Source organism: Streptomyces indicus (genome assembly GCF_900100315.1).
In the GTDB taxonomy this organism is placed as follows: domain Bacteria; phylum Actinomycetota; class Actinomycetes; order Streptomycetales; family Streptomycetaceae; genus Streptomyces; species Streptomyces indicus.
Window position 1 is genome coordinate 13,717 of the sequence record NZ_FNFF01000001.1, and the last position, 19,858, is coordinate 33,574.

24 protein-coding genes are annotated in these 19,858 nt (G+C 71.4%); 12 read left to right on the forward strand and 12 right to left on the reverse strand.

Features of this window, described 5'->3' with window-relative positions:
* Positions 1-180 precede the first annotated feature (180 nt).
* Positions 181-1,371, reverse strand: a complete 1,191-nt coding sequence (locus tag BLT97_RS00060; RefSeq protein WP_176953576.1) for a GAF domain-containing protein — start codon at positions 1,369-1,371, stop codon at positions 181-183.
* Between the two features lie 383 nt (positions 1,372-1,754).
* Here BLT97_RS00060 and BLT97_RS00065 point away from each other — a divergent pair, with 383 nt between their 5' ends.
* The 3 genes from BLT97_RS00065 (at position 1,755) to BLT97_RS00075 (ending at position 3,843) form a co-directional block, all read left to right on the forward strand.
* Positions 1,755-1,982 carry a DUF5133 domain-containing protein gene (locus tag BLT97_RS00065; protein WP_245769071.1) on the forward strand — a complete coding sequence of 76 codons (228 nt, stop codon included), beginning with the start codon at positions 1,755-1,757 and terminating at the stop codon, positions 1,980-1,982.
* Between the two features lie 143 nt (positions 1,983-2,125).
* Positions 2,126-2,632, forward strand: coding sequence for a hemerythrin domain-containing protein (locus BLT97_RS00070; protein ID WP_281251107.1), 507 nt, complete (start codon positions 2,126-2,128; stop codon positions 2,630-2,632).
* A 113-nt stretch (positions 2,633-2,745) separates the two neighbouring features.
* Entirely contained in the window at positions 2,746-3,843 is a 1,098-nt protein-coding gene (locus tag BLT97_RS00075) for a hypothetical protein (RefSeq protein ID WP_093606545.1), read from the forward strand.
* A gap of 57 nt (positions 3,844-3,900) precedes the next feature.
* Here the strand turns inward: BLT97_RS00075 and BLT97_RS00080 are convergent, their stop codons facing one another.
* Positions 3,901-4,770 carry a SigB/SigF/SigG family RNA polymerase sigma factor gene (locus BLT97_RS00080; RefSeq protein ID WP_093606546.1) on the reverse strand — a complete coding sequence of 290 codons (870 nt, stop codon included), beginning with the start codon at positions 4,768-4,770 and terminating at the stop codon, positions 3,901-3,903.
* Between the two features lie 171 nt (positions 4,771-4,941).
* Here BLT97_RS00080 and BLT97_RS00085 point away from each other — a divergent pair, with 171 nt between their 5' ends.
* The 4 genes from BLT97_RS00085 to BLT97_RS00095 all read left to right on the forward strand — a co-directional run bounded on the left by BLT97_RS00085 (position 4,942) and on the right by BLT97_RS00095 (position 6,776).
* A complete protein-coding gene (locus tag BLT97_RS00085) occupies positions 4,942-5,274 on the forward strand; it encodes a helix-turn-helix transcriptional regulator (RefSeq protein ID WP_093606547.1) in 333 nt (110 codons plus the stop codon).
* A 241-nt stretch (positions 5,275-5,515) separates the two neighbouring features.
* Positions 5,516-5,923, forward strand: coding sequence for a hypothetical protein (locus BLT97_RS00090; RefSeq protein WP_093606548.1), 408 nt, complete (start codon positions 5,516-5,518; stop codon positions 5,921-5,923).
* A 133-nt stretch (positions 5,924-6,056) separates the two neighbouring features.
* The gene (locus BLT97_RS37685; protein WP_176953577.1) at positions 6,057-6,230 is read left to right on the forward strand and encodes a hypothetical protein; all 174 of its coding nucleotides are present in this window, start codon (positions 6,057-6,059) and stop codon (positions 6,228-6,230) included.
* Between the two features lie 147 nt (positions 6,231-6,377).
* On the forward strand, positions 6,378-6,776 hold the full coding sequence (locus BLT97_RS00095) for a putative quinol monooxygenase (RefSeq protein ID WP_093606549.1): 399 nt from the start codon (positions 6,378-6,380) through the stop codon (positions 6,774-6,776).
* A gap of 170 nt (positions 6,777-6,946) precedes the next feature.
* Here BLT97_RS00095 and BLT97_RS00100 read toward each other — a convergent pair whose 3' ends face one another.
* From BLT97_RS00100 to BLT97_RS37470, 3 genes are all read right to left on the reverse strand, one after another.
* A complete protein-coding gene (locus BLT97_RS00100; RefSeq protein WP_093606550.1) occupies positions 6,947-7,411 on the reverse strand; it encodes an ATP-binding protein in 465 nt (154 codons plus the stop codon).
* A 77-nt stretch (positions 7,412-7,488) separates the two neighbouring features.
* Positions 7,489-7,917, reverse strand: coding sequence for a response regulator (locus BLT97_RS00105; protein ID WP_093606551.1), 429 nt, complete (start codon positions 7,915-7,917; stop codon positions 7,489-7,491).
* A complete protein-coding gene (locus BLT97_RS37470; protein WP_143041295.1) occupies positions 7,914-8,279 on the reverse strand; it encodes a hypothetical protein in 366 nt (121 codons plus the stop codon). Before BLT97_RS37470 ends, BLT97_RS00105 begins: the two co-directional genes overlap by 4 nt.
* Before the next feature lie 111 nt (positions 8,280-8,390).
* On the opposite strand from BLT97_RS37470, the gene BLT97_RS00115 reads away from it, so the two are divergent.
* The gene (locus BLT97_RS00115; RefSeq protein WP_093606553.1) at positions 8,391-9,974 is read left to right on the forward strand and encodes a sensor histidine kinase; all 1,584 of its coding nucleotides are present in this window, start codon (positions 8,391-8,393) and stop codon (positions 9,972-9,974) included.
* A complete protein-coding gene (locus tag BLT97_RS00120; RefSeq protein ID WP_093606554.1) occupies positions 9,971-11,188 on the forward strand; it encodes a PP2C family protein-serine/threonine phosphatase in 1,218 nt (405 codons plus the stop codon). The genes BLT97_RS00115 and BLT97_RS00120 overlap by 4 nt, the downstream gene beginning before the upstream one ends.
* A 54-nt stretch (positions 11,189-11,242) precedes the next feature.
* Here the strand turns inward: BLT97_RS00120 and BLT97_RS00125 are convergent, their stop codons facing one another.
* On the reverse strand, positions 11,243-11,590 hold the full coding sequence (locus tag BLT97_RS00125) for a hypothetical protein (protein WP_093606555.1): 348 nt from the start codon (positions 11,588-11,590) through the stop codon (positions 11,243-11,245).
* Positions 11,591-11,745: 155 nt separating this feature from the next.
* Here BLT97_RS00125 and BLT97_RS00130 point away from each other — a divergent pair, with 155 nt between their 5' ends.
* Positions 11,746-11,901, forward strand: a complete 156-nt coding sequence (locus BLT97_RS00130; protein WP_093606556.1) for a DUF6131 family protein — start codon at positions 11,746-11,748, stop codon at positions 11,899-11,901.
* A 95-nt stretch (positions 11,902-11,996) separates the two neighbouring features.
* Here the strand turns inward: BLT97_RS00130 and BLT97_RS00135 are convergent, their stop codons facing one another.
* Positions 11,997-12,305: a hypothetical protein gene (locus tag BLT97_RS00135; RefSeq protein ID WP_093606557.1), complete on the reverse strand. Its 309-nt coding sequence runs from the start codon at positions 12,303-12,305 to the stop codon at positions 11,997-11,999.
* A gap of 226 nt (positions 12,306-12,531) precedes the next feature.
* Here BLT97_RS00135 and BLT97_RS37690 point away from each other — a divergent pair, with 226 nt between their 5' ends.
* A complete protein-coding gene (locus BLT97_RS37690) occupies positions 12,532-12,675 on the forward strand; it encodes a hypothetical protein (protein WP_176953578.1) in 144 nt (47 codons plus the stop codon).
* 121 nt (positions 12,676-12,796) lie between these two features.
* Here BLT97_RS37690 and BLT97_RS00140 read toward each other — a convergent pair whose 3' ends face one another.
* On the reverse strand, positions 12,797-14,263 hold the full coding sequence (locus BLT97_RS00140) for a glycoside hydrolase family 16 protein (RefSeq protein ID WP_093606558.1): 1,467 nt from the start codon (positions 14,261-14,263) through the stop codon (positions 12,797-12,799).
* Between the two features lie 583 nt (positions 14,264-14,846).
* Between BLT97_RS00140 and BLT97_RS00145 the strand changes: the two genes are divergently transcribed.
* The gene (locus BLT97_RS00145; RefSeq protein WP_425442623.1) at positions 14,847-15,866 is read left to right on the forward strand and encodes an LCP family protein; all 1,020 of its coding nucleotides are present in this window, start codon (positions 14,847-14,849) and stop codon (positions 15,864-15,866) included.
* 13 nt (positions 15,867-15,879) lie between these two features.
* Here the strand turns inward: BLT97_RS00145 and BLT97_RS00150 are convergent, their stop codons facing one another.
* From BLT97_RS00150 to BLT97_RS00165, 4 genes are all read right to left on the reverse strand, one after another.
* Positions 15,880-16,536, reverse strand: a complete 657-nt coding sequence (locus BLT97_RS00150) for a DUF6629 family protein (protein WP_093606560.1) — start codon at positions 16,534-16,536, stop codon at positions 15,880-15,882.
* A gap of 109 nt (positions 16,537-16,645) precedes the next feature.
* Positions 16,646-17,635, reverse strand: a complete 990-nt coding sequence (locus tag BLT97_RS00155; protein WP_093606561.1) for a DUF3500 domain-containing protein — start codon at positions 17,633-17,635, stop codon at positions 16,646-16,648.
* Positions 17,636-17,738: 103 nt separating this feature from the next.
* Positions 17,739-18,668: a ferredoxin family protein gene (locus tag BLT97_RS00160; protein ID WP_093607661.1), complete on the reverse strand. Its 930-nt coding sequence runs from the start codon at positions 18,666-18,668 to the stop codon at positions 17,739-17,741.
* A 10-nt stretch (positions 18,669-18,678) separates the two neighbouring features.
* Positions 18,679-19,815: a cupin domain-containing protein gene (locus tag BLT97_RS00165; RefSeq protein ID WP_093607660.1), complete on the reverse strand. Its 1,137-nt coding sequence runs from the start codon at positions 19,813-19,815 to the stop codon at positions 18,679-18,681.
* Between the last annotated feature and the right edge of the window lie 43 nt (positions 19,816-19,858).

The following is a 19,858-nucleotide window of genomic DNA, read 5'->3' on the forward strand; positions in this document are numbered from 1 at the left end:
CAGGCTGCCGCCGGGCCACGGAGGGCCTCAGGATGCCGGGGCGGTTCCGGGGGAAGGCAGGCAGCGTCCCCGCCGACCGGCGTTCACGGTGGCTGCCGGTGCGCAAGCCGGCGAACGGAGCTGTCGGTCGGTCTCCGCGGCTTCGGCTCCGGCCCGGGAGGATTCTCGGCCCGTGCGAATTCAGGCACCGGGCCGCGCAGCCGGACCGGCCGCGCCCGAAGCGTGCGTACGCAGGTGTTCCAGCGCCCGGACGACGACCGTACGCCCGTACCAAGCCCGCCATCTGCCCAGATCCGAGGCCAGCGTCTCCAAGGCGTCACGCTGCGTCCTGACGGGCCAGGCGACAGACCGGCGCCGGTGCACGGTGATGACGCCGACGCACACCCCGCCCTCGTCGCGGACGGGTACCGCGAGCATGGCGCGGGTTCCCGCGAGGCGTGCCAGTTTCCCCTGGGACGTCCGGGCGAACGTCGGGTCCTCGGCGATGTCGGGAAGGAGCACCGGCCCGTTGCGCAACCGGACCAGACCGCAGAGCGCCGGCGGTCCGCTCACCTGGGCCACGCAGTCGCGGTACGTGGCGTCCAGACCCGACTGCCCTTCGAGGAAAAGGGAGTTGGAGCGGGCCTGATCGGCAAGGTGGATCTCCACCGCGTCGGCTCCGGACAGAGTGAGCGCCTCGCTCGCGACGGCGCGCAGCAGCGCACTGTGATTCGCCAGGTCCAGCGCCGGTCCGTCCAGCAGCTCCAGTTCCGGCTGCGCGGCAGGCGCCCGATCGGCGTCCCACGTGCCCGTTCCGGTCGGCTCCGGCTCGGTGACGACGGCCGATGCCAGCACGCGCAGCGGAACATTGCAGTGCTGGGACGACGCCTTCAGGAGTTTGAAGGCGTCGGCGGGTGCGGCAAGGCCGTAGCGCTCGACGAGGATGCCCTGGGCGACGCCGATCAGTGCCGCGGAGCGCGATCTCGCCCGCAGTCCGAACACCTCGGTGCGCAGGTCCCGTCTTTCGGAGGGAACGAGGCCGTCGGGTCTGCGGTGCACCGCGGGCGAGCCGGGCAGCGCCGCCGTATCCATGCCGGCCAGCGCGGCAGCGAGCGTGGGGAACACGGTGAGCCCCGGAGGCGGGGGAGCCTCAAGGAGCCGCCGTACGTGGGACTGCGGGATGACCGCATGCACCGGACCGCCCAGGAGGCGGGCGAGCAGCGCCACGGCCCGCGTACCGGCGGCGCTGACCAGCTGCAGATCCGACAGGTCGAGCACCAATCCGCGCTTGGCCCCGCCCGCGGCGGCGACCGCGTCCATGAGCTTGTCGGCCAAAGACGTGGCCGCGGCGGCATCGAGCAGGCCGGACAGGCACACCATGTGAACCGACATGGACGAATGAGCCGCATCTGAAGAGACGTCAGACACGGTGTGCAGGCGCAGAAACTGCGTGGTGAGATCGGTGGGCATGCGAACGCTCCCCTTCGTCGGGTGGCGGCCGCTTCTTGACCTCGAAGTGAATCTTGCACGTCGAAGACCTGCGCAGCAAACCCTTGCCGTCGCAGCGCATGGCCGCGGCGCCTCAACTCGCGTGGCGCGGGCCCGTACACGGAACCGGTGAGAGCCTGGATGTGCGGCCTCACCGCACACGCGACGGGCCGGGGCCGCGCGCACGGAGGGGCACGGTCCGCTGAATTTCTTTGTGTGAGCAGGCGGGTCCGGGGCAAATGTGGCGGCAGTTCCGTCCGTCACACAGCGAGGAGCCCGCCGTGCTCATGCCCGACCCCAAGTTCGTCCGCACCCTCCTGAGCCGTTACGCCGATCTGCAGATGCGCGCCGCGGAGAAGCCGGACCCGGAGGTGCAAGGCCAACTGGACGACGTGGTCTACACGTTGTGCATCAGCACCGGGACCCAGACGATCCGGGAAGCCTTGGCCGCGGCCGACCTCGTCCTGGAGCAGGCGGCGGCCAAGACCGCGAGTCGCCCCGCACAGGCGGCCTGATCCGTGCGGCAGCCCTGGCACGGCGTCCCCTCGCGCCTGATCTCCGTCATCCGCGTGGCACCGATGCCGCAGCGCCGCGGGCTGCCAGGCTGATCAAGGCTGTCTGTACAGCCCGACAGAACCGACAGAACCGAGGGGACCGCGTGGCCACCGACAAGCAGAGCGTCGTAGAACTGATCCTCGACGATCACCGGCGGATGGAAGAGCTGTTCCACCGCATGCGCAACGTCGAGGAGGACCGCGGCAAGGCGCTGCGGGAATTCGCCGATCTGCTGATCGCGCACGGTGAAGCGGAGGAGGCCGAGGTCTATCCCGCGCTCAAGCGCTTCCGTGACATCGACAACGAAGAAGTGCAGCACGGGGTGAAGGAGCACGCCGAGGGCAACGAAGCACTTCTGGCCCTGCTCGAGGTGCCCGTGGTCGGCTCGGAGGACTGGGACGAGAAGCTGGAGAAGCTCTCCGAGGCGATCACGCACCACCTCGACGAGGAGGAGCGGACGATTCTCAACGGAGCCCGGGAGAACGTCCCGGGCGAGCGGCTCGCGGAGCTCGGCGCTGCCTTCGTCGAGGCCCGCGCGCGGCATCTGGACGCGGGGTGCGGCGAGATCGAGAACGTGCGGCGCGTCGTGGCCGACGGCCCCGACACCTGATGCGTGCCGAACCGTTCGCGGTTCGGAATTGAGGCCGACGTCTGCCCAGGGGCGGTGGTGCGACAGGACCACCGGCGCGCAAAAGCGGCATATCGGTGTCTTACGGTGGCTTCATGGCAGGCAGCACAGACAGCACACCGTCCCCGCTCCCCCACGCGCACGGAGCCCACGGCCGGGCTCCCTCCCCCGCCGAACGGTGGCGGCGCTTCAAAGAGGGTCCGTTCCTGCCCGCCACCGTGCTGCTGTTCATCCTCGCCACGGCCGCCGGTCTGTTCGCGGGCAGCTACACGTACTCCATGGCCAACCCCACGCCGCGGCACATCCCCACCGCGGTCGTCGGCTCCTGGGACTCCGGCCGGAGCGCGCAGTTCGTCGCCGGCATGGAGCAGGCGCTGAACGCGTCGCTGGAGCTCAAGTCCTACGCCGACGAGGGTGCGGCCCGGGCTGCCGTGGACGAGCAGCGGGTGTTCGCCGTCCTGCAGCACGCGGACCAGGGCCGCGTGACGCTCGACGTCGCCGGCGCTTCCGGCGCGTCGGTGGCCCAACTGCTGCAGCAGGCCGCACCCGCCGTCGGCGAACAGGTCGGCGTCCCTGTCACTGTCCAGGACATCAAGCCGATGCAGCCCGGGGATCCGCGCGGCCTGGCGATCTTCTACATCTCGCTCGCGGCAGTGATCATCGGCTTCGTCGGAGCGATCCAGCTCAGCGTCCACGCTCGCGACCTCAACCCCACCGAACGCATCGCTTTCACCGCCGGCTACGCCCTCCTGGGCGGATTCGCCATCGCGGCCGTCGTGGACTGGCTCCTTGACGCGGTGGACCTGCCGTTTGTGCACTCGTGGCTGATCCTCGCCCTGACGATGTTCGCGTCGGGCATGGTCTTCACGATGTTCAACACCCTCTTCGGCCGGTGGGCGATGCTGCCGACCTGGGGCCTCATGGTGCTGCTCGGCAACCCCTCGTCGGGCGGCGCGGTCTCCTGGCCGCTGCTGCCCTCGCCCCTGGGGATCCTCGGCCAGTGGCTGCCGCCGGGCGCCTCGGTCAACGCGCAGCACACAGCCGTGTACTTCGGCGGCCACCAGCACGTGTTCCCCTATCTCGTCCTCGCCGCCTGGGCGCTGGTCTCCAGCGCGGTGTTCTGGACCTGGCGCCACCGCCATCCCGGAGGCAGAGCGACGACCGCCGCGCACGCGGCAGCGCCTGCAGGCTGAAGATCGGGCGCTACGCGGGCTTGAACGCCGGATGCTGCGTGGGCTCGACTTCGGGCGCTACGTGGTGGACATCAGCCCGGCGCGGAGCCTGGCGAGGATGCGGGCGATCAGCCGCGAGACATGCATCTGGGACACACCGAGGTCGTCGGCGATCTCCTGCTGGGTGCGCTCCTCGACGAAGCGGAGATGGATGATCCTGCGGTCCCGGGCTTCGAGACCGGAGATCAGCGGGGCCAACGACCGGTAGTTGTCGATGAGTTCGTACGCGGTCTCCTCCACGCCGAGGAAGTCGGCGAGGTGGGCATCCGCCTCGTCGGCGCGGCCCGTCACCGGTGCGTCGAGCGACGAGGTGCTGTACCCGTTGGCGGCCTTCTGGGCCTCGGCGACCTCCGCCGGCTCGAGCTGCATCAGCGCGGCGAGTTCGGCCGTCGTGGGCGGCCGGCCCAGGCGGGACTGCAGTTCCTCGGTGGCCTTGGACAGCTCGGCGCGGGCCTCCTGAAGGCGGCGCGGGACGTGCACGGCCCACGTGGTGTCGCGGAAGAAGCGCTTGATCTCGCCGACGATGTACGGGACGGCGAAGGTGCTGAACTCCACCTCGCGGGAGAGCTCGAACCGGTCGATGGCCTTGATGAGGCCGATGGTGCCGACCTGGACGATGTCCTCCATCTCGTCCTGGCCGCGGTGCTTGAAGCGCGAGGCGGCGTAGCGGACGAGGGAGAGGTTGATCTCGATCAGCACATTGCGCACGTACTGGTACTCGTGGGTGCCTTCGTCGAGGCGGGTGAGCCGGTCGAACAGGACCCTGCCCACGTCCCGCGCGTCGCGAGGAGCGACGGAGGCGGGGTCCGCACAGGCACGCGCGAGCAGCTGGTCCCGGACCGGCCGTACGGCAGGACCGGTGCGCTCGGGCGTCGTCACGTCGTTCATGAGGATCCCCCTGTGAGGTGGGCCTTGCCGCCGCGTGTCGCACCGGACCTGTCCGGTCCGGGCCCACGCCGGCGCGTACCCCCAGCTTGATACGAACTTGGAATCACGTCAATGAATACCAGAAATTCATTTCGTGTTTCACGCCGGAGTGCGGGTTCTAAGATGGGGCCCATGGAGGAGCAGACCGCGTCCCACACCGGCTGGACGTTCTTGACCAACCACGCCCGTGTCCTGGCGGCCGTCGCCGAGAACCGGCAGATCCGCATGCGTGATCTCGCCGCACACTGCCGCCTGACCGAGCGCGCCGTGCAGCGCATCATCACGGACCTGGAAGACGCCGGTTACCTCTCGCACACCCGGCAGGGGCGCAGCAATGTCTACGCGGTCGATCCCTCGAAGATCCTGCGGCACCCGGCCGAAGCGGACGTGAGCGTGGCCTCGCTCCTCGCGGTGCTCGCGCGGGACGATGCCGGCCGCACGACTCCGGCCCTGCCGGTTGCCTGACTCCACCCTCCGCCGTCCGCCCTCCTGCGCGCGCTCCCCGACTGCTCCGTCGGCGGCTGCGGCGCGGACGGGCGCACGCTCGCTGCGGCCGGGCGCCTCTGCGCAGGGTGTGCGCCCCCTCCAAGGGGTTCAGGCCGCTCCCGCCCGGGATAAGACTCAAGCGCGCGAATCCGTGCCTTCGAGCGGAGCGTCGCAGAACCAGGCTCTTCAGATCCGGGCTCTTACGTGAAGGAGTCATGCCATGGCGTCTTTCGACACCGGGCGGCTGTGCGCGATCGTCAAGATCCTCGACCAGGCGGGGGCCCATCTGCGGCTCGCCGCGGGGGAACAGGCGCACCGGGCCGACAGCACCGACACGTCGGCGATCACCTCGCTGCTCGCGCTCGCCGAACGGGCCGCGAGCGGTGTGCGCCGCGCGATCGCGCATCTGCACGCGGGCGAGACCGGCCAGGCGCAGCTCGCCCTCCAGGTCGCGGGGAGCGGGGTGGGCCTCGACGTCCCGTCCGTTCCGGGCCCGCTGCCCGGCCGGGTGACCACGGCCCTGCAGCTGATGCGGGGCATCTCCGGCTTCTTCACGCCGGACACGGAGGAGTTCCTGGTGCGGCAGTTGAGGCCGGCGGGAGGGCGTGTGGTGGCCGGGGCGCACTAGCCTCGGCGCCCTTCGGCACGTGGGCGAGGTCCTGGTACAGCGCGGTCCTGGTCCGGCGCGGGCCCGTGTTTGGCCCAGAGGGTCTCGGGCAGTCGGGACACAGTCCGCTCACCAGGCAACGAAGGGACTGCACATGAGTGCCGGAGAAAAGGCCAAGGCGAAGGCGGAGCAGATCGCGGGCAAGCTCGTGAAGAAGGGCGCCCACGCCCTCGGCGACGACAAGACCGCGGCCAAGGGCGCCGCCCTGGAGACCCGGGGCAAGGCCCGCGCGGGCAAGGAGAAGGGCAAGGACACCTTCAAGCGCTGAGCCCGAGAACTGCCGGACATGCGGGGAACGCCTGCCCCACCGCCATGGGGAGCGACTGCCCCGCCGACATGCAGCGTGGTGCCCCGGCCTGCGGATTCGCGGGCCGGGGCGCCGCCGTACCGCCCCCACCGGGGCTCGGGGAGAGCGATGTCCGAACAGGAGATCACGCGGCGGGAGGCGCTCCAGCTGAGCGTCGACTTGGGCGAGCAGGCCGAGCGCGAGCGGCGCACACCGTACGCGCTGTATGTGGTGTTCGAGCTCCGCTCCCACGCCGCCGCTGAGGCCTTCGACCAGCTCGTCGCGGAGGCCCTCATCGGCATCGGGGACGAGACGGGCACGCTCGTCTACACCGTGCACACGCCCGAGGAGCAGCCGCTGACCCGCGTCTTCTACGAGTTGTACGCGGATCGGGACGCCTTCGTGGAACACGAACGGCAGCCGCATACGCGGCGCATGCTGAGGGAGCGCGAGCAGTACCTGGCCGCTCCGCCGAAGGTCGTGTTCCTCCACCAGCACATGGGGAAGCTGCCGCACGGTCCGCTGTAGCTGCTGCCGCGGGTGGCGGCCGTTTCGACGCGTACCGCGGCGGCCTCCCTCGCTCACGGTTCGAACCAGGGAAGCCTGGACGGGGCAGCCCCCCGGGGTGCGGCTGCACTCGGCCTGCCCATTGGGTCCCCCACTGACCAGCCCTTACACCTCTGCTGGGCGGAGGACCCTCAGCCGGCTCCCAGGCCGCCGAGGTCGTCGGCGAGTGTGATCGAGGTGGTGATGCGCTTGCCGACGGGTTCGCGGTGGATCGCGAAGCTCTGGCTGACCGACATGACGATCTCCAGACCGTGCTGACCGATACGGGTCGGGTCCGGTCCGAAGATCTCCGGTGGGGTCGGGTTGCTGTCCCACACGCTCACCTCGACCGCACCACCGTCCAGCTCCAGCGTGAGCAGGCAGGGTCCGGGGGCGTATTTCCGCGCATTGGTGACCAGTTCACTGACCACCAGCTGCACGGTGCCCATCGCCCGCGACGACACCGGCAGGCCGTGCACCGCCTGCACATCCATCAGGAAGGTGCGCGCGAGGTCCCGGGCCACCGCGATGCCTTCGCTGCTCTCGAAGGCACCGGACACCGAGACGCCGGCGTCCTGCGACACGTGCTCCACCTCTTCGGGTACGTACCTCTTCATACCGCTCCTGCCCGCGCTCCAAGGTGCTGCGGTCCACTTACCCCGGGACCTCCGCCTCAGTCACACCATTGTGCGCCTCATGCCTTCGGGAGCTTGGTGACGGTGTCGAGGTAGAACGCGTCGATGCTCTGGACCGCCGCTTCGAAGTCCTCGAGATTCACCGGCTTGGTGACGTACGCGTTCGCGTGCTTCTGATAGGCGTCCGTGACGTCGTCCGGAGCGGAGGACGTGGTCAGGATCACCACGGGAACGGCCCGCAGGTCGGGGTCGTCCTTGAGGATGCTCAGCAGCTCCCGGCCGTTCATCCGGGGCATGTTGAGGTCCAGGACGATCAGGTCGGGCTTCGGGTTCGCCGGGTCGCGGAGGTACTCGAGCGCCGCGACGCCGTCCTCGACCTGGGTGAGATTGCGGGTGCCGCGCTCGGCCAGGGTGTCCTGGATGAGCATGGCGTCGGCCGCGTCGTCCTCGACGAGCAGGACGTCGTACGCGCGGGGGGTGGTGATCATGATTCGTTGCTCCGTGGGGCGAGAAGGGGGTGCGGGCGGGCGGGTCCGGTGGGCAGGCCGGGCCATCGGCGGCGAGCGCCCTGACGGCTGAGCTGCGCCGCCGCGCCGATCTGCGGGTAACCGGCCCCTGCCGTGGCCGCGTCGCGGGCGGCCCCGTACTGGAGCTCCTTCACGGCCTTCTGCAGGTGGGAGAGGATCCGCAGGCGACGCAGCGCCTGTGGGTGCACCTCTGTGTGGCAGTCCCGGTCCGGAGAATACGTCAGCCTTGCCGCCAGCTCGTCCGCCAGGACGTCGAGGGCTTCGACCGCGAGACGGGCGAGTTCCTCGTCGCTCGGACGGTGCTCGTGCGCAGGCGGCGGCATGCGGTCACCGTAGGGCACCTGCCGCGGTGACAACAACTGTTGTCCGGTGCCGTACAGTGTCGACGCCGCGCGCCCCCAGCGTCCGGATCAGCGTGAAGGAGCCCAGGTCGTATGCCAATTGGCGCCGCGCCGGATACGAGGTCCGGCATATCCCGGTGGACCACGCGGCGCTGGCTGCGGGTCGGCGTCACGATCACGTCGGTGGTCCTGCTGCTGCTCGGGGGCGCGGGCCTGTGGGCTCTGCAGCGCTCCGGCGACCTGACGGACGAAGTGGTGGAGGTGCGCTCCCCCGCCCTGTTCAACGCCGTCCGCCTGGAGGCCGCGCTCGTCAACCAGGAGACGGGGGTACGCGGTTACGGGCTCTCGGGTGAGCGGGAGTTCCTGCTCCCCTACACCCAAGGACTCGACGAGGAGCGGACCGCCCTGCGGACGCTGGACGGTCTGACCCGCGAGTCCGGCACGGCACAGCGGGATCTCGCCGTCGTACGCGAGCGGATCGAGGCCTGGCAGCAGAAGGTGGCCCGGCCGGTCGCCGACGCCGATCCGGCCGCCGCGGTCGCCACGGCGGCCGAGCGGGCCGCGGACGGCAAAGTCCTGTTCGACGCCGTACGGAAGGCGCTCGACGACCAGCAGGAGCACCTGATCGCCGCCCGCGCGAGGGCGGGCGAGCAGCTCGATTCCGCGCAGACGCTGCGCACTTGGGTGTTCGCCGCCATCACGGCGGTCATCGTGGCCGTGGCCTTCATCGTCTTCGCCGCGCTGCGCCGCGGTGTCACCGACCCGCTCGGCGGGATCGCGCAGGCCGCGCGGGACGTGAGCCGCGGCCGTTTCGACCGCGCCGTGCCCGCGAGCGGTCCCGCGGACCTGCAACAGCTGGCCCGGGACGTGGACGCCATGCGTCGGCGTCTGGTGGAGGAGCTCGAACGGAGCGAGCAGGACCGGCAGTTGCTGGATCAGCAGGCGGCGGACCTGCGGCGGTCCAACGCCGAGCTGGAGCAGTTCGCGTACGTGGCCTCGCACGACCTCCAGGAGCCGCTGCGCAAGATCTCCAGCTTCACGCAGCTCCTGCAACGACGGTACGGGGACAAGCTCGACGAACGCGCGGACCAGTACATCGCGTTCGCCGTGGACGGCGCCAACCGGATGCAGATCCTCATCAACGACCTGCTGGCCTTCTCGCGCGTGGGCCGCGTGGACAGCGACCTGTCCGAGGTGGATCTGGAGGAGTCCTTCAAGGGGGCGCTGGACTCACTCAGTGTCGCCCTGGAGGAGACCGGTGCGCGGGTGGAGCACGACCCGCTGCCGACCATCACCGGCAGTCCGCACCAACTCGGTCTGCTCTGGCAGAACCTGCTGTCGAACGCGCTGAAGTTCCGCGCGCCCGACCGGCCGCCGCACATCAAGGTGACGGTCGCCCAGGAGGGCGAGCAGTGGCGTTTCACGGTGCGCGACAACGGCATCGGGATCGCACCGGAGTTCCGCGAGAAGGTGTTCATCATCTTCCAGCGGCTGCACACCCGTGACGCCTATCCCGGTACCGGGATAGGTCTGGCCATGTGCAAGAAGGCCGTCGAGTTCCACGGGGGCACCATTCACGTCGACCCGGTCGAGGGGGACGGCGCCGCCATCAGTTTCACCCTCCCTGATCAAGGCCCCGTACGCGCGGATGAGATCGGAGCACCGACATCGCCATGACCGTGATCCCTGTGCCCGGATCGTCGAAGTGCCGGATCCTGCTCGTCGAGGACGACGACGGTGATGCCCTTCTCGTCGAGGAGCTGCTGCTCGACACCGACCTCGACCACAGCCTCGTGCACCGCCGGACCCTCGCCGACGCACGCGCCGAACTCGCCGAGCAGGGCGCGGACTGCGTCCTGCTCGATCTGCACCTGCCGGACGCCTCAGGGCTCAACGCCGTCGAGGCCGTACTGAAGTCGTCGGCGGACGCGGCGGTGATCGTCCTGACCGGGCTGGCCGAATCCCAGGCCGGCGTCGAGGCGCTCGCCGCGGGGGCCCAGGACTATCTGGTCAAGGGCAAGGTGGAGCCCGAGCTGCTGCAGCGCGCGGTCCGCTACGCCGTCCAGCGCAAGCAGGCCGAACGCGCCAACTCCGACCTCCGGGCCGGCCGCCTGCGCGCCGCGGAGAACGCGCGGCTCGAGCGCGGCCTGCTGCCGGATCCGATGCTCCGCTCCCCCGGCGTCACCGCGACCAGCCGCTACCTGCCCGGGCGCGAACAGGCCCTGCTCGGCGGCGACTTCCTCGACGTGGTCGAGACCGAAGACGGCCGGGTGCACGCGATCATCGGCGACGTCAGCGGGCACGGTGCGGACGCCGCCGCGCTGGGGGTGTGCCTGCGCATCGCCTGGCGCTCCCTCACGCTGGGCGGCCACCGCGGTGTGGAACTCCTCGCTCTGATGGAACGCATGCACGTGGCGGAGCGCAGTACGGAGGACCTCTTCACGACCATCACCCTGCTCACCCTCGACCGCGCCACGGCCACCGCCACGCTGCATCTCGCGGGCCACCACGGCCCGTTGCTGACCGAGCACGGGCGCACCCGGGAGGTGCCCGCCCGGCTCGGTCTGGCGCTCGGCGTCAGACCCGGCCAGCGGCGGTGGTACGCCACCGAGATCCCTCTGCCGGCCGCGGGCGCGCTGACTCTGTACACGGACGGACTCGTCGAGGGGTACGACGGGGACGAGGGGCAGCGGCTCGGCCTCGAAGGCCTGCTGCCCCTCATGGACGGGTCGCCGGACACCGACCCGGCGGCGCATCTCGACCGGATCATCGCCGAGGCCCGGCGGCGCAACGACGGGCGCCATACGGACGATCTGGCGGTCCTGCGCCTGGACTGGACCGGTCTGCCGTCGGTGCCGCGTCAGGCGTCCGCGCTCCACGTGCCGGCCTGAGACCGGGCCCTTCCGGCCACCGGTCCGTCTGCCCGGATGCCGGGCGTGCGGACGCTACTCCTCGTCGTGTGCGGGCACCACGACGAGGAAGGCGTCCGACTCGAGGTCCATGACCACCGACGCGGGCTCGCCCGCGGCACGGTGGGCCGCCGCGCACTCCTCCGCCGGCCACGATCCACGCGGAGCCCCCGCCGGAAATCGCTCCAGGACCTTCGCACCCATGGTGGCAACACCTCCGCTGATCCGCGGGCGGACCGGGAAGTCCTCGCCGCGGACATCGACCTCGAACGTCAACTCCCTTATGAGGCGCCTTCCCCCGGACTTCACGGGCATGTACGGCTGCTTCGCGACAAGTCCGCCGACATCGGCCCGTCCCGCCTCCTCGCGACGGCTTGCGGCCATCGACCGTCGACGCGGCACGCATATGCCCTGCGGACCGGGGCACATGGGTGGAGCGTCACACCGGCCGGACGCCGTCAGCGCTGGGCGAAGAAGTGACCGGCCGTGGACGCGGTCACGCGCGTGCCACACCACAGACTCGGAAGATCGGATACGTGATGATTGTTCTCGGACTCATTCTGCTGCTCATCGGCATGCTGGTGGGCGTGTCCCTGCTGACGACCGTCGGCGGCATCCTCATCGTGGTCGGCGCGATCCTGTGGGTCCTCGGTGCGACGGGCCGCGCGGTCGGCGGACGCAAGCACTACTTCTGACCCGTACCCGTACATCGATCACCGGCAGGTCACCGGCCACCGGCACGCCATGCACCGGACGGGCTGCGCGGAGGCTCCCTCCGCGCAGCCCCGGTTCAGACGGCCATGCCATAGACGATCGTGAACACCGTGCCGAGCGAACCGATGATGAACACGCCCGTCAGGCCGGCCACGATCAGTCCCTTGCCCTGCTCGGCGCTGAAGGTGTCCCGCAGGGCGGTGGCGCCGATCCGTTGCTTGGCCGCGCCCCAGATGGCGATGGCCAGGCAGATCAGGATGGCGGTCGCCATCACGATCTGCACCATCGTGCGGGCCTCGGCGCCGAGGCTGCCGAACGGGCCCCAGTCCGGGGCGATTCCACCGATGATGGTGGTGATGTCGCCCTCTTCCGCTGCGATCCGCATGCCGCACCCCTTCACTGTCGCGCTGTCACGCAGCCGGCAGGGAAGCAGCCCGCCGGGTGCGCTCCGGGCCTCCTGCGATTTCCTCAGGTGGTCATGGGCCGGGTCAAGAGGGTGTCCACCGCTCGTCGCGGCGGGACCCCGCCCGGCGGCGCCGGCGCGACGCGTGTCCGGCCGGGGATCGCGGGTATTCGGGCGGGCGACGCACCGACGAGACCTTGGAGGCCAGATGCCCGGCATCCTCAACCGCATCAAGCGGTACAGCCGCACCCCGCAGGGGCGGCGCACCATCGCCTCGGCGCAGCGCGCGGCCCGCGACCCGCGCAAGCGCGCCCAGGCGCGCTCGCTCCTCGGCCGGTTGCGCCGCCGCTGAGAGCGGACCGCTTACCCCGGCCGCGGCGTGGCTCGATGAACGTCCGCGGCCCGGGAGTCGAGACCGGAGAGTGCGGTCGACGCGTCGGCAGGATCGCCACGCGCCGGCCGCACTCCGCGTCTCAGCCGATGGGAACGGTCAGCTGTGACTGGTTGCCGATGCCCACCGTGCTCGGCCCGTTGCCTATCGCGTTCCACACCTCGACGCGCACGGTGCCGTTGGTCATCGTGCCGTGCGTGCCGGTGGCGGAGCGGAGACCGCGTGTGTGCGTGTAGTGCTCGTAGCCCGGCACCGGGTCGGTGGCGAAGTAGTGGTACGTCTCCGCGCGTTCCCAGCTGCCGTCGCCCGTCCGGTCGTAACTCACCCTTATCTGCTGCCCGTTGGCGACGGTCGTACCGGCGTCGACGAAGAGGTCGAACTGCGTCGAGCCGCCCGTGTACGCGCCGCTGACGCCTGTCGCCGTGAAGACCTGCGGGTTGTGCGGGGTGCCGTCACGGTTCACGCCGCCCGCCGAGGCGAGCGTGACGGTCGAGGCGGACGGCTGGGCGGCGCCGAGCGTGCCGCCGCTGCGCAGGTGGAGTGCGGTCGGGTCACCGGGATCGGGGCCGGGGTCCGTGCCGCCGCCCCGGGTCCACACCGCCACGTAGTCCACCAGCATCGGGCGGCCCGACACGGTCTCCGCGACCGGGGTGGCGTGGCCCGCGACACCGTCGGGGAAGGCGCCGCCCATCGCCACGTTGAGCAGGATGAAGTAGCCGGCGTGGCTGGTCATGTTCTGCCACGCCTCGGCGCCGACCCGGTTCTCGTCGACGCTCTGGTACAGCTGCCCGTCGACGTACCAGCGCAACACGTTGGGGCTGACGCTGCGGTCCCATTCGAAGCGGTACGTGTGGAAGGCGGACTGGCAGCTCGCGCCCGGGCAGGCCCGGCTCGCTCCGATGCCCTGGGTCTCGTTGCAGGGGCCGCCCGGGTTCACGCCGCAATGCAGCACGCCCCAGACGGAGTTGATCCCGTTGACGTTCTCCATGATGTCGAACTCGCCGATGGCCGGCCAGTTCCAGTAGTTGCCGCGGTACGGTGCGCCGAGCGCCCAGAAGGCCGGCCAGTAGCCGAGGGCCTGCCTGCCGGTGACGTTCGGCATCTGAATGCGGCCCTCGATGGCGAGCGTGCCGCCCGCGGGTGCCTTGAAGTCGGCGCGGCGGGTCTCGATGCGGCCCGAAGTCCAGTTGCCCGCGCTGTCCTTGAGTGGGGTGATCCGGAGGTTGCCCGCGCCGTCGAGGCTGAGGTTGGACGGGTTCGCGGTGTAGTTCTGGATCTCGCCCGTGCCCCAGTTCGCGGGTCCGCCGGGGTAGTTGTGGCCGGTGTCGATCTGCCAGTTCGCGGACGAGGGCAGCGTGTTGCCCGGCCCGGTGAAGTCGTCGCTCCACTGCAAGGTCCAGCCGGGCGGGGGCGGCGGCACGTCTCCGCGCGCGTCGGCGGGCAGCATCACGGTGACGACCCCGACCGCCGCGAGGGCCGCGATCAGCGCGGCTCTCCAGCGGCTCAGGGCCCGGGGATGGGCGGCGGACGTCGTACGGCTCGTTCTCATGGCGCCTCCGTGGGGCGTGGGCCGGTGGGGGGTGAGAGCGCTCCCACGGTTCTTGTATTCAAGGAATCCGGTGCCGTCTATGGCATGACTCGGCCAAGTTTTGAAGGCGACGAGGTCGTCAGGGGGCGGGTGTGGCGTGGGCGTGCGCCGCGCGTTCGCGGTCTGTTCAGGGAGTTACGGAGCGGCGGGGACCAGGTGCCCCGGTGTCGCCCGAAGTGTGAGCCCACCCATATGACCCGGCGCACACCCTAAGGACGCTAGTAGAGCCGCCGGCCCTGGGCAGAGGGGCGAGGGCGCCGAGGGGGCGGATTTCGCGACGCCGTCTGCTGCCCGGGGTAGTACGTGCCGCCTTTGCGTCGGTCCGCTCGCCGGCGTTAGGGCTGGCTGATGTTCCCCGTACAGCCGGGAGCACCGGCCGGAGGAGAAAGGTCAGCACATGGCGCAGAAGCACCGCCCTCACCGTCACGCGGCGCAGCCGGACGGCGCTGCACCAGGCTCGCGTGACAGACCTTCGCTGCCCGGCACCGGCCGCAAGACGCACGGCCGATCGCGGCACAAATCCCGCGGCAGGAAGCTGCGTTACGTGGCCTGGGGCGCCTTGGGCCTCGTGCTCGCCACCGGCGGAGGCCTCGCCTACGCATGGCAGCACCTCGACGGCAACATCGCGTCCACGGACCTCGACGCCGCACTCGGCGGGGACCGGCCTGCCGCGCAGCGCGGCGGGGCGCAGAACATCCTGCTGCTCGGCTCCGACTCCCGTGCGGGCACGCACGGCGCGTACGGATCCGGCGTGGCCGGAGCGCGCGCCGACACGGCGATGGTCCTGCACGTCGACAAGAGCCACCGGAAGGCCTCCGTGGTCAGCATCCCGCGCGACACCCTGGTCGAGCGGCCCGCGTGTCCGAAGTCCGGCGGGGGCAGCGCTCCCGGCGCACGGCAGGCGATGTTCAACTCCTCGTACGCGGTCGGCGGCCCTGCCTGCACCGTGAAGACGGTCGAGCAGATGTCCGGCCTGCGCATGGACCACTACCTCGAGGTGGACTTCAAGGGGTTCCGGAAGCTCGTCGACGAGCTCGGCGGCGTCGACCTCACCACCCGCACGGCCATCAAGGACCACAACAGCGGCCTGTCCCTCACCGCGGGCAAGCACCGGCTCGACGGTGAGCAGTCCCTCGCGCTCGTCCGCACCCGGCACGGCGTGGGCGACGGCAGCGATCTCGGCCGGATCCAGCTCCAGCAGGCGTTCGTCAAGGCACTGATCCACCGGGCGCACGCCGTCGACCCGCTGGGCGACCCGGCGCAGTCCTACGCGCTCGCCGACACCGCGACCAAGAGCATCCGCACGGACTCCGAGCTGGCGTCGGCAGGCAAGCTGCTCGGTCTGGCGAAGGACCTCGACGGCATCAGCCCCGAGCGCACCCGGATGCTCACCCTGCCCGTCACGTACGACGCGCGGGACGCAGGGCGGGTCCTGCCCCTGGACAAGGCGTCGGACCAGGTGTGGACGGCCCTGCGGCACGACCGGCCCGTCCCGGCGGATGCCACGTCGTCGTCCGTCGGCGACCAGGGGAAGACGCCCCTGTCCTCGGGCGGACGCGCGTGACGGCAGGGCGGGACTATCGCAAGCCGGCCGGCCGTACGAGAGGTGAGGCAGCCGACGGCCGTACGGTGCCGGTCCACCGGTAGAGGACCAAGGAGCAGACCGCGGCCCACGCGCACCACGTCGAGATGAATTCCATCCGCCACACCACCGCACACAGTGCCGCCCCGATTCCGGCCAGGAGCCCGAGCAGGACGAGGCCCTTGTCTCCGGACATCAGCAGCGCCCCGACGGTCGACAGGAGGTAGGCGCCCAGCAGCAGGGGCGCGTACGGAAGGCCGATGGCGTAGCCCATCGTGTGGCCGCGGATCTCGGCCACGACCGGTGTCGTGGCCAGGGTGTGGGCGAGGGCGGTCGAGGTGAGGACCCCGGCCGCCACGGGGAGCAGCAGACGGCGGCGCGCCCGGTCCGGAGCGGCGCACAGCACGCCGAGAGAAACCCACAGGGGCAGCAGGGGCAGGGCGATCACCGCCCAGGCGGTGGTGGCGGGGCCGCTGCCGCCCCCGGCGTTCCAGATGACCGCCTCGATCACTTGGTGCGCCCCGAGGAGCAGCGGGAGCGCGGCCAGTGGCACCGCGCGGCGGCGCCGGCGGGCCGCCCGGATCACGCAGGCCGCGCCGACGGTCGTGATGATCCCGCCCGCGACGAGATCGGCCGAGGCGCTCCAGCACATACGCGCCACGCTACGTCCTGGGCTCGGGGCGCGCGCCGCGGGCGCGGCCGCACAGGGATCGTGCCGGGACCTGTCCGGCCGTGCCCAGGCCTGGCCCGCCTGGCCGTGCCTAGCCTTGGCCCGGATCCCGCGGAGTGTGCTGATCCGTGTAATGCGCCCTGAGCAGGTCGATGCCCCAGTCGTGGCGCAGGTGCCGCCACACCGAGTGGGCGTGGTTGCCGTCGTCCTGGGTGTTGTCGTACTCGATGAGGAACTCGGGTGTCCGTACGCAGTAGTAGTGCCGGTCACCGGGATCCGTTCCTCCGGCCCAGGCGAAGGAGATCCCGTCCAGGCCGCGTCGGCGGAGTTCGGACCAGCAGGCCTGTGCGTAGGCGGCGGGGGCGCGGTCGAGGTAGCGGTGCACGAGGCGTTCGACGAGCTGCTGCTGCGGGGTGGTCATGGCGTCGTAGGTGAGGCCGGGAGGAAGGACGCCGGGGTCGGCGAACGGGTCGTCGCGGGTGAGGATGTCGTCCGGCGGTTCGGTGGCGAAGATCGCCGAGGTGCGTCGCGTGCGGTCCAGGCCGGTGACCAGTTCGCGGGCCAAGTCCTCTTCCGGGCCGAGCAGTCGGCGACCCGCGTGCGGGCCTTCGGCGATCCGGGCCGGCTCCGCGCCGATGAAGTGGGGCGTGACCCGTACGTCTTCGCCGGCCACCACGACGTGGACGGCGAGGTGGTGGCCGTTCATCCGCCAGCCCCAGGGACCGTCCGTGTCCGGATCTCCAAGGAGCCGCAGCCAGTACCGGTCCGGGCCCGGTGCGCCGACGAGTTCACGGCGGTGCCGCTCCACTTCGATGGCGCCCAGGGCGAGTTCCGCGCCGAGGGTGCCGTGCGCGGCGGCCAGGACCCCGTCGACCGCCGCACGCTGTTCGCCGTCCAGCGCTTCGGTGGACAACCCGGGCCGCGAGCCCGGCAGATACGTCCACTCCCGCAGCTCGGGCGCGTCGAGGCGGCTCGGCGCCGTCCGCAGTTCCCGCACCTGCTCCGGGTCAAGCACCTTCAGCAACGCGTGTACAGCCGCCCGTAGTTCGGCCGCTGTCGACTCCGCTCCGGTCCCGCCCATCGTTCCTCCTCGCCGCCGTGCACCCCGAGGGCTGTGCTGCTTCCCCTGGGCTCCCGGGATCTGTCATGCGTCCTCGTCGGGAAGGCTACTTCGCCGTCCGGCGTCAGAACCGGTCGCCGTCGCGTTCCGTGCGCTGTCCGTCCACCGAGACCGAGGCGGCCTCGTAGACGACGGTGGAGCTCATGGAGATTCCCTTGCAGGTCAGTTGGCGCGCCGGCGTCCGACGGGAGCGCACCTCCACGTCGTAGACGCTCGCCCGCGGGGTGCGCTCGCGCAGGCGGACGTGCCAGTGGTCGCCGTCGCGCGAGGTGTGCTCGACCGCGTAGTGGTGCCGTCCCGCCGGACCGAAGCGGGCGAGCAGCGCGATGACCGCGGTCTGCTGCGGCGGGAAGAGGTTCGTGTAGCCCCGCAGATGCTCGGCGTGCACGCGGTCGGCCAGATGCTCCTCGACGACCGCGACGGCGGAGGCGGCGTCGAGGTTGCCGTAGTACACGCCGTCGGGTGCGACGACGACGTTGGCGGCGAACCTGTCGCCCCCGATGTGCGTGCATTCCCAGACCAGTTCGGGCCAGCGCTCGCTCAACGCCCGGGCCACCGGCCGTCCCCGCACGGCACAGCACACGTCGTGCAGGCCGTGGGCGCAGACGAGGACGACGGGCGGAGCGGCGCTGTCACCGGGTGCGGCGAGGGCGTCGACGATGCCGCCGAGGTCCCGGTCGTGCGTCCAGGTGCCCCAACTCTGGCGGTGGGCGCCCTCGTTGTCGTGGTGCAGCACGGCCCACCGCCGGGGTCCTTCGGGGGTGTGCCGGCCGTGGCGGCGGATCAGGAGGATGCGGGCCCGCAGCGCCTGGGCGGCGGAGAACACGCGTTGCCGGGTGCCGGGTTCGAGCGGAAGGCCGTCGAAGCCGTTGGGCGGCCAGCCTCCCCGGTACTCGATGAGGATCCAGGTCGTGCCGTATGGTGCCGTGCCCGCGAGCGGATCCTTCCGCTGCCTCGCGGCTTCGGCGCAGAAGAACCCGGGGGACTTGGTCATCGCCCCCACGTCACGATCCGTCGGGCACCGCTACGCCCGCGCGCAGCAGCCGTTCGGCGAGGCCGAGGCCGAGCTCGTACGCGGCGTGCGGGCGGCCGTCCAGCAGGACGGTCACCGCCGGCAGCTCATCCTCGGGGAAGTCGAGCCACCCCGCCCGGGTGCGCAGACGCCGCCCGTCCAGGCGTGCCTCCAGGGCCTCGCGGAGCCGGACCTGCGTATCGGGGGTGAGGCCTTTGAGGGCCGCGAGCTGGGCCAGTGGTCCCAGCGGGGCGGGGCGGGCCTGGGCGCGCCGGGCGCGGTGGAACAGCGGTGCGGGATCGGTCTCGGTCAGGGCGGCGACGAGGCGTCGGCGGACGAGGTCGAGGTCCGCGCCGGGGCCCTCGGCACCGAGTGGCAGGGAGGCGCGCATCTCGGGGTCCTCGCGCAGCAACGCCAGGGCGGACTGGGCGAGTTGTTCGGCCAGCGCGTGGCGCGTCCAGGTGTGGACGCCGAGTGTCAGGTGGATCGACACGGCGCCCTGCGCCTGGGCCGCGTGCAGCCAGCCGCGCGGCAGGTAGAGGACGTCGCCCGGTTCGAGCACCGTGTCCAGGTACGGATCGTCCTTGGCCGCCTGCGCGACCGCCGCGCGGTGGTCGGTCCAGGGCTGGTCGCGCAGCGGGTCGGGGTGGACGGGCTCGTGGATCATCCAGCGCTTGGTGCCCGCGATCTGGAGGACGAAGACGTCGTGGACGTCGTAGTGGTCGTCGAACCCGCGGTTCTGCGGCGGTGTGATGTAGGCGTTGGCCTGCACGGGGTGTCCGAGTTCGGTGCCGAGGCGGGCGGCGAGGTCCGCCACCGGCTCCCAGGTGCGGTGCAGGGCTTGCAGGACGAGGGTGGCGCCGTCCGCGAAGCTGCGCCACAGGGCGGTGTCGTCGAGCTGGTCGCCGATCGATGCCCCGACACCCGCCGGGGACGTGAACGAGGCTTCCGGAAGCGTGGCTCCGTCCTTGGCCACGCGGAGGAACGGGGTCCGCAGACCGCGGCGGGCGATGAGCTCGTCGACGGCGTCGGCGGAGAACAGGTCGCCGAAGTCGTCGGCGGCGCGGGTGAGCAGCGGCGCGCGCGACCAGTGGTCGCGGGCGAACTCCTCGCGGGTCAGGCGCGTCAGGCGTCCGAGCGGGACGCCGCCGCCCGGCTGGGCGTCGGCGTCC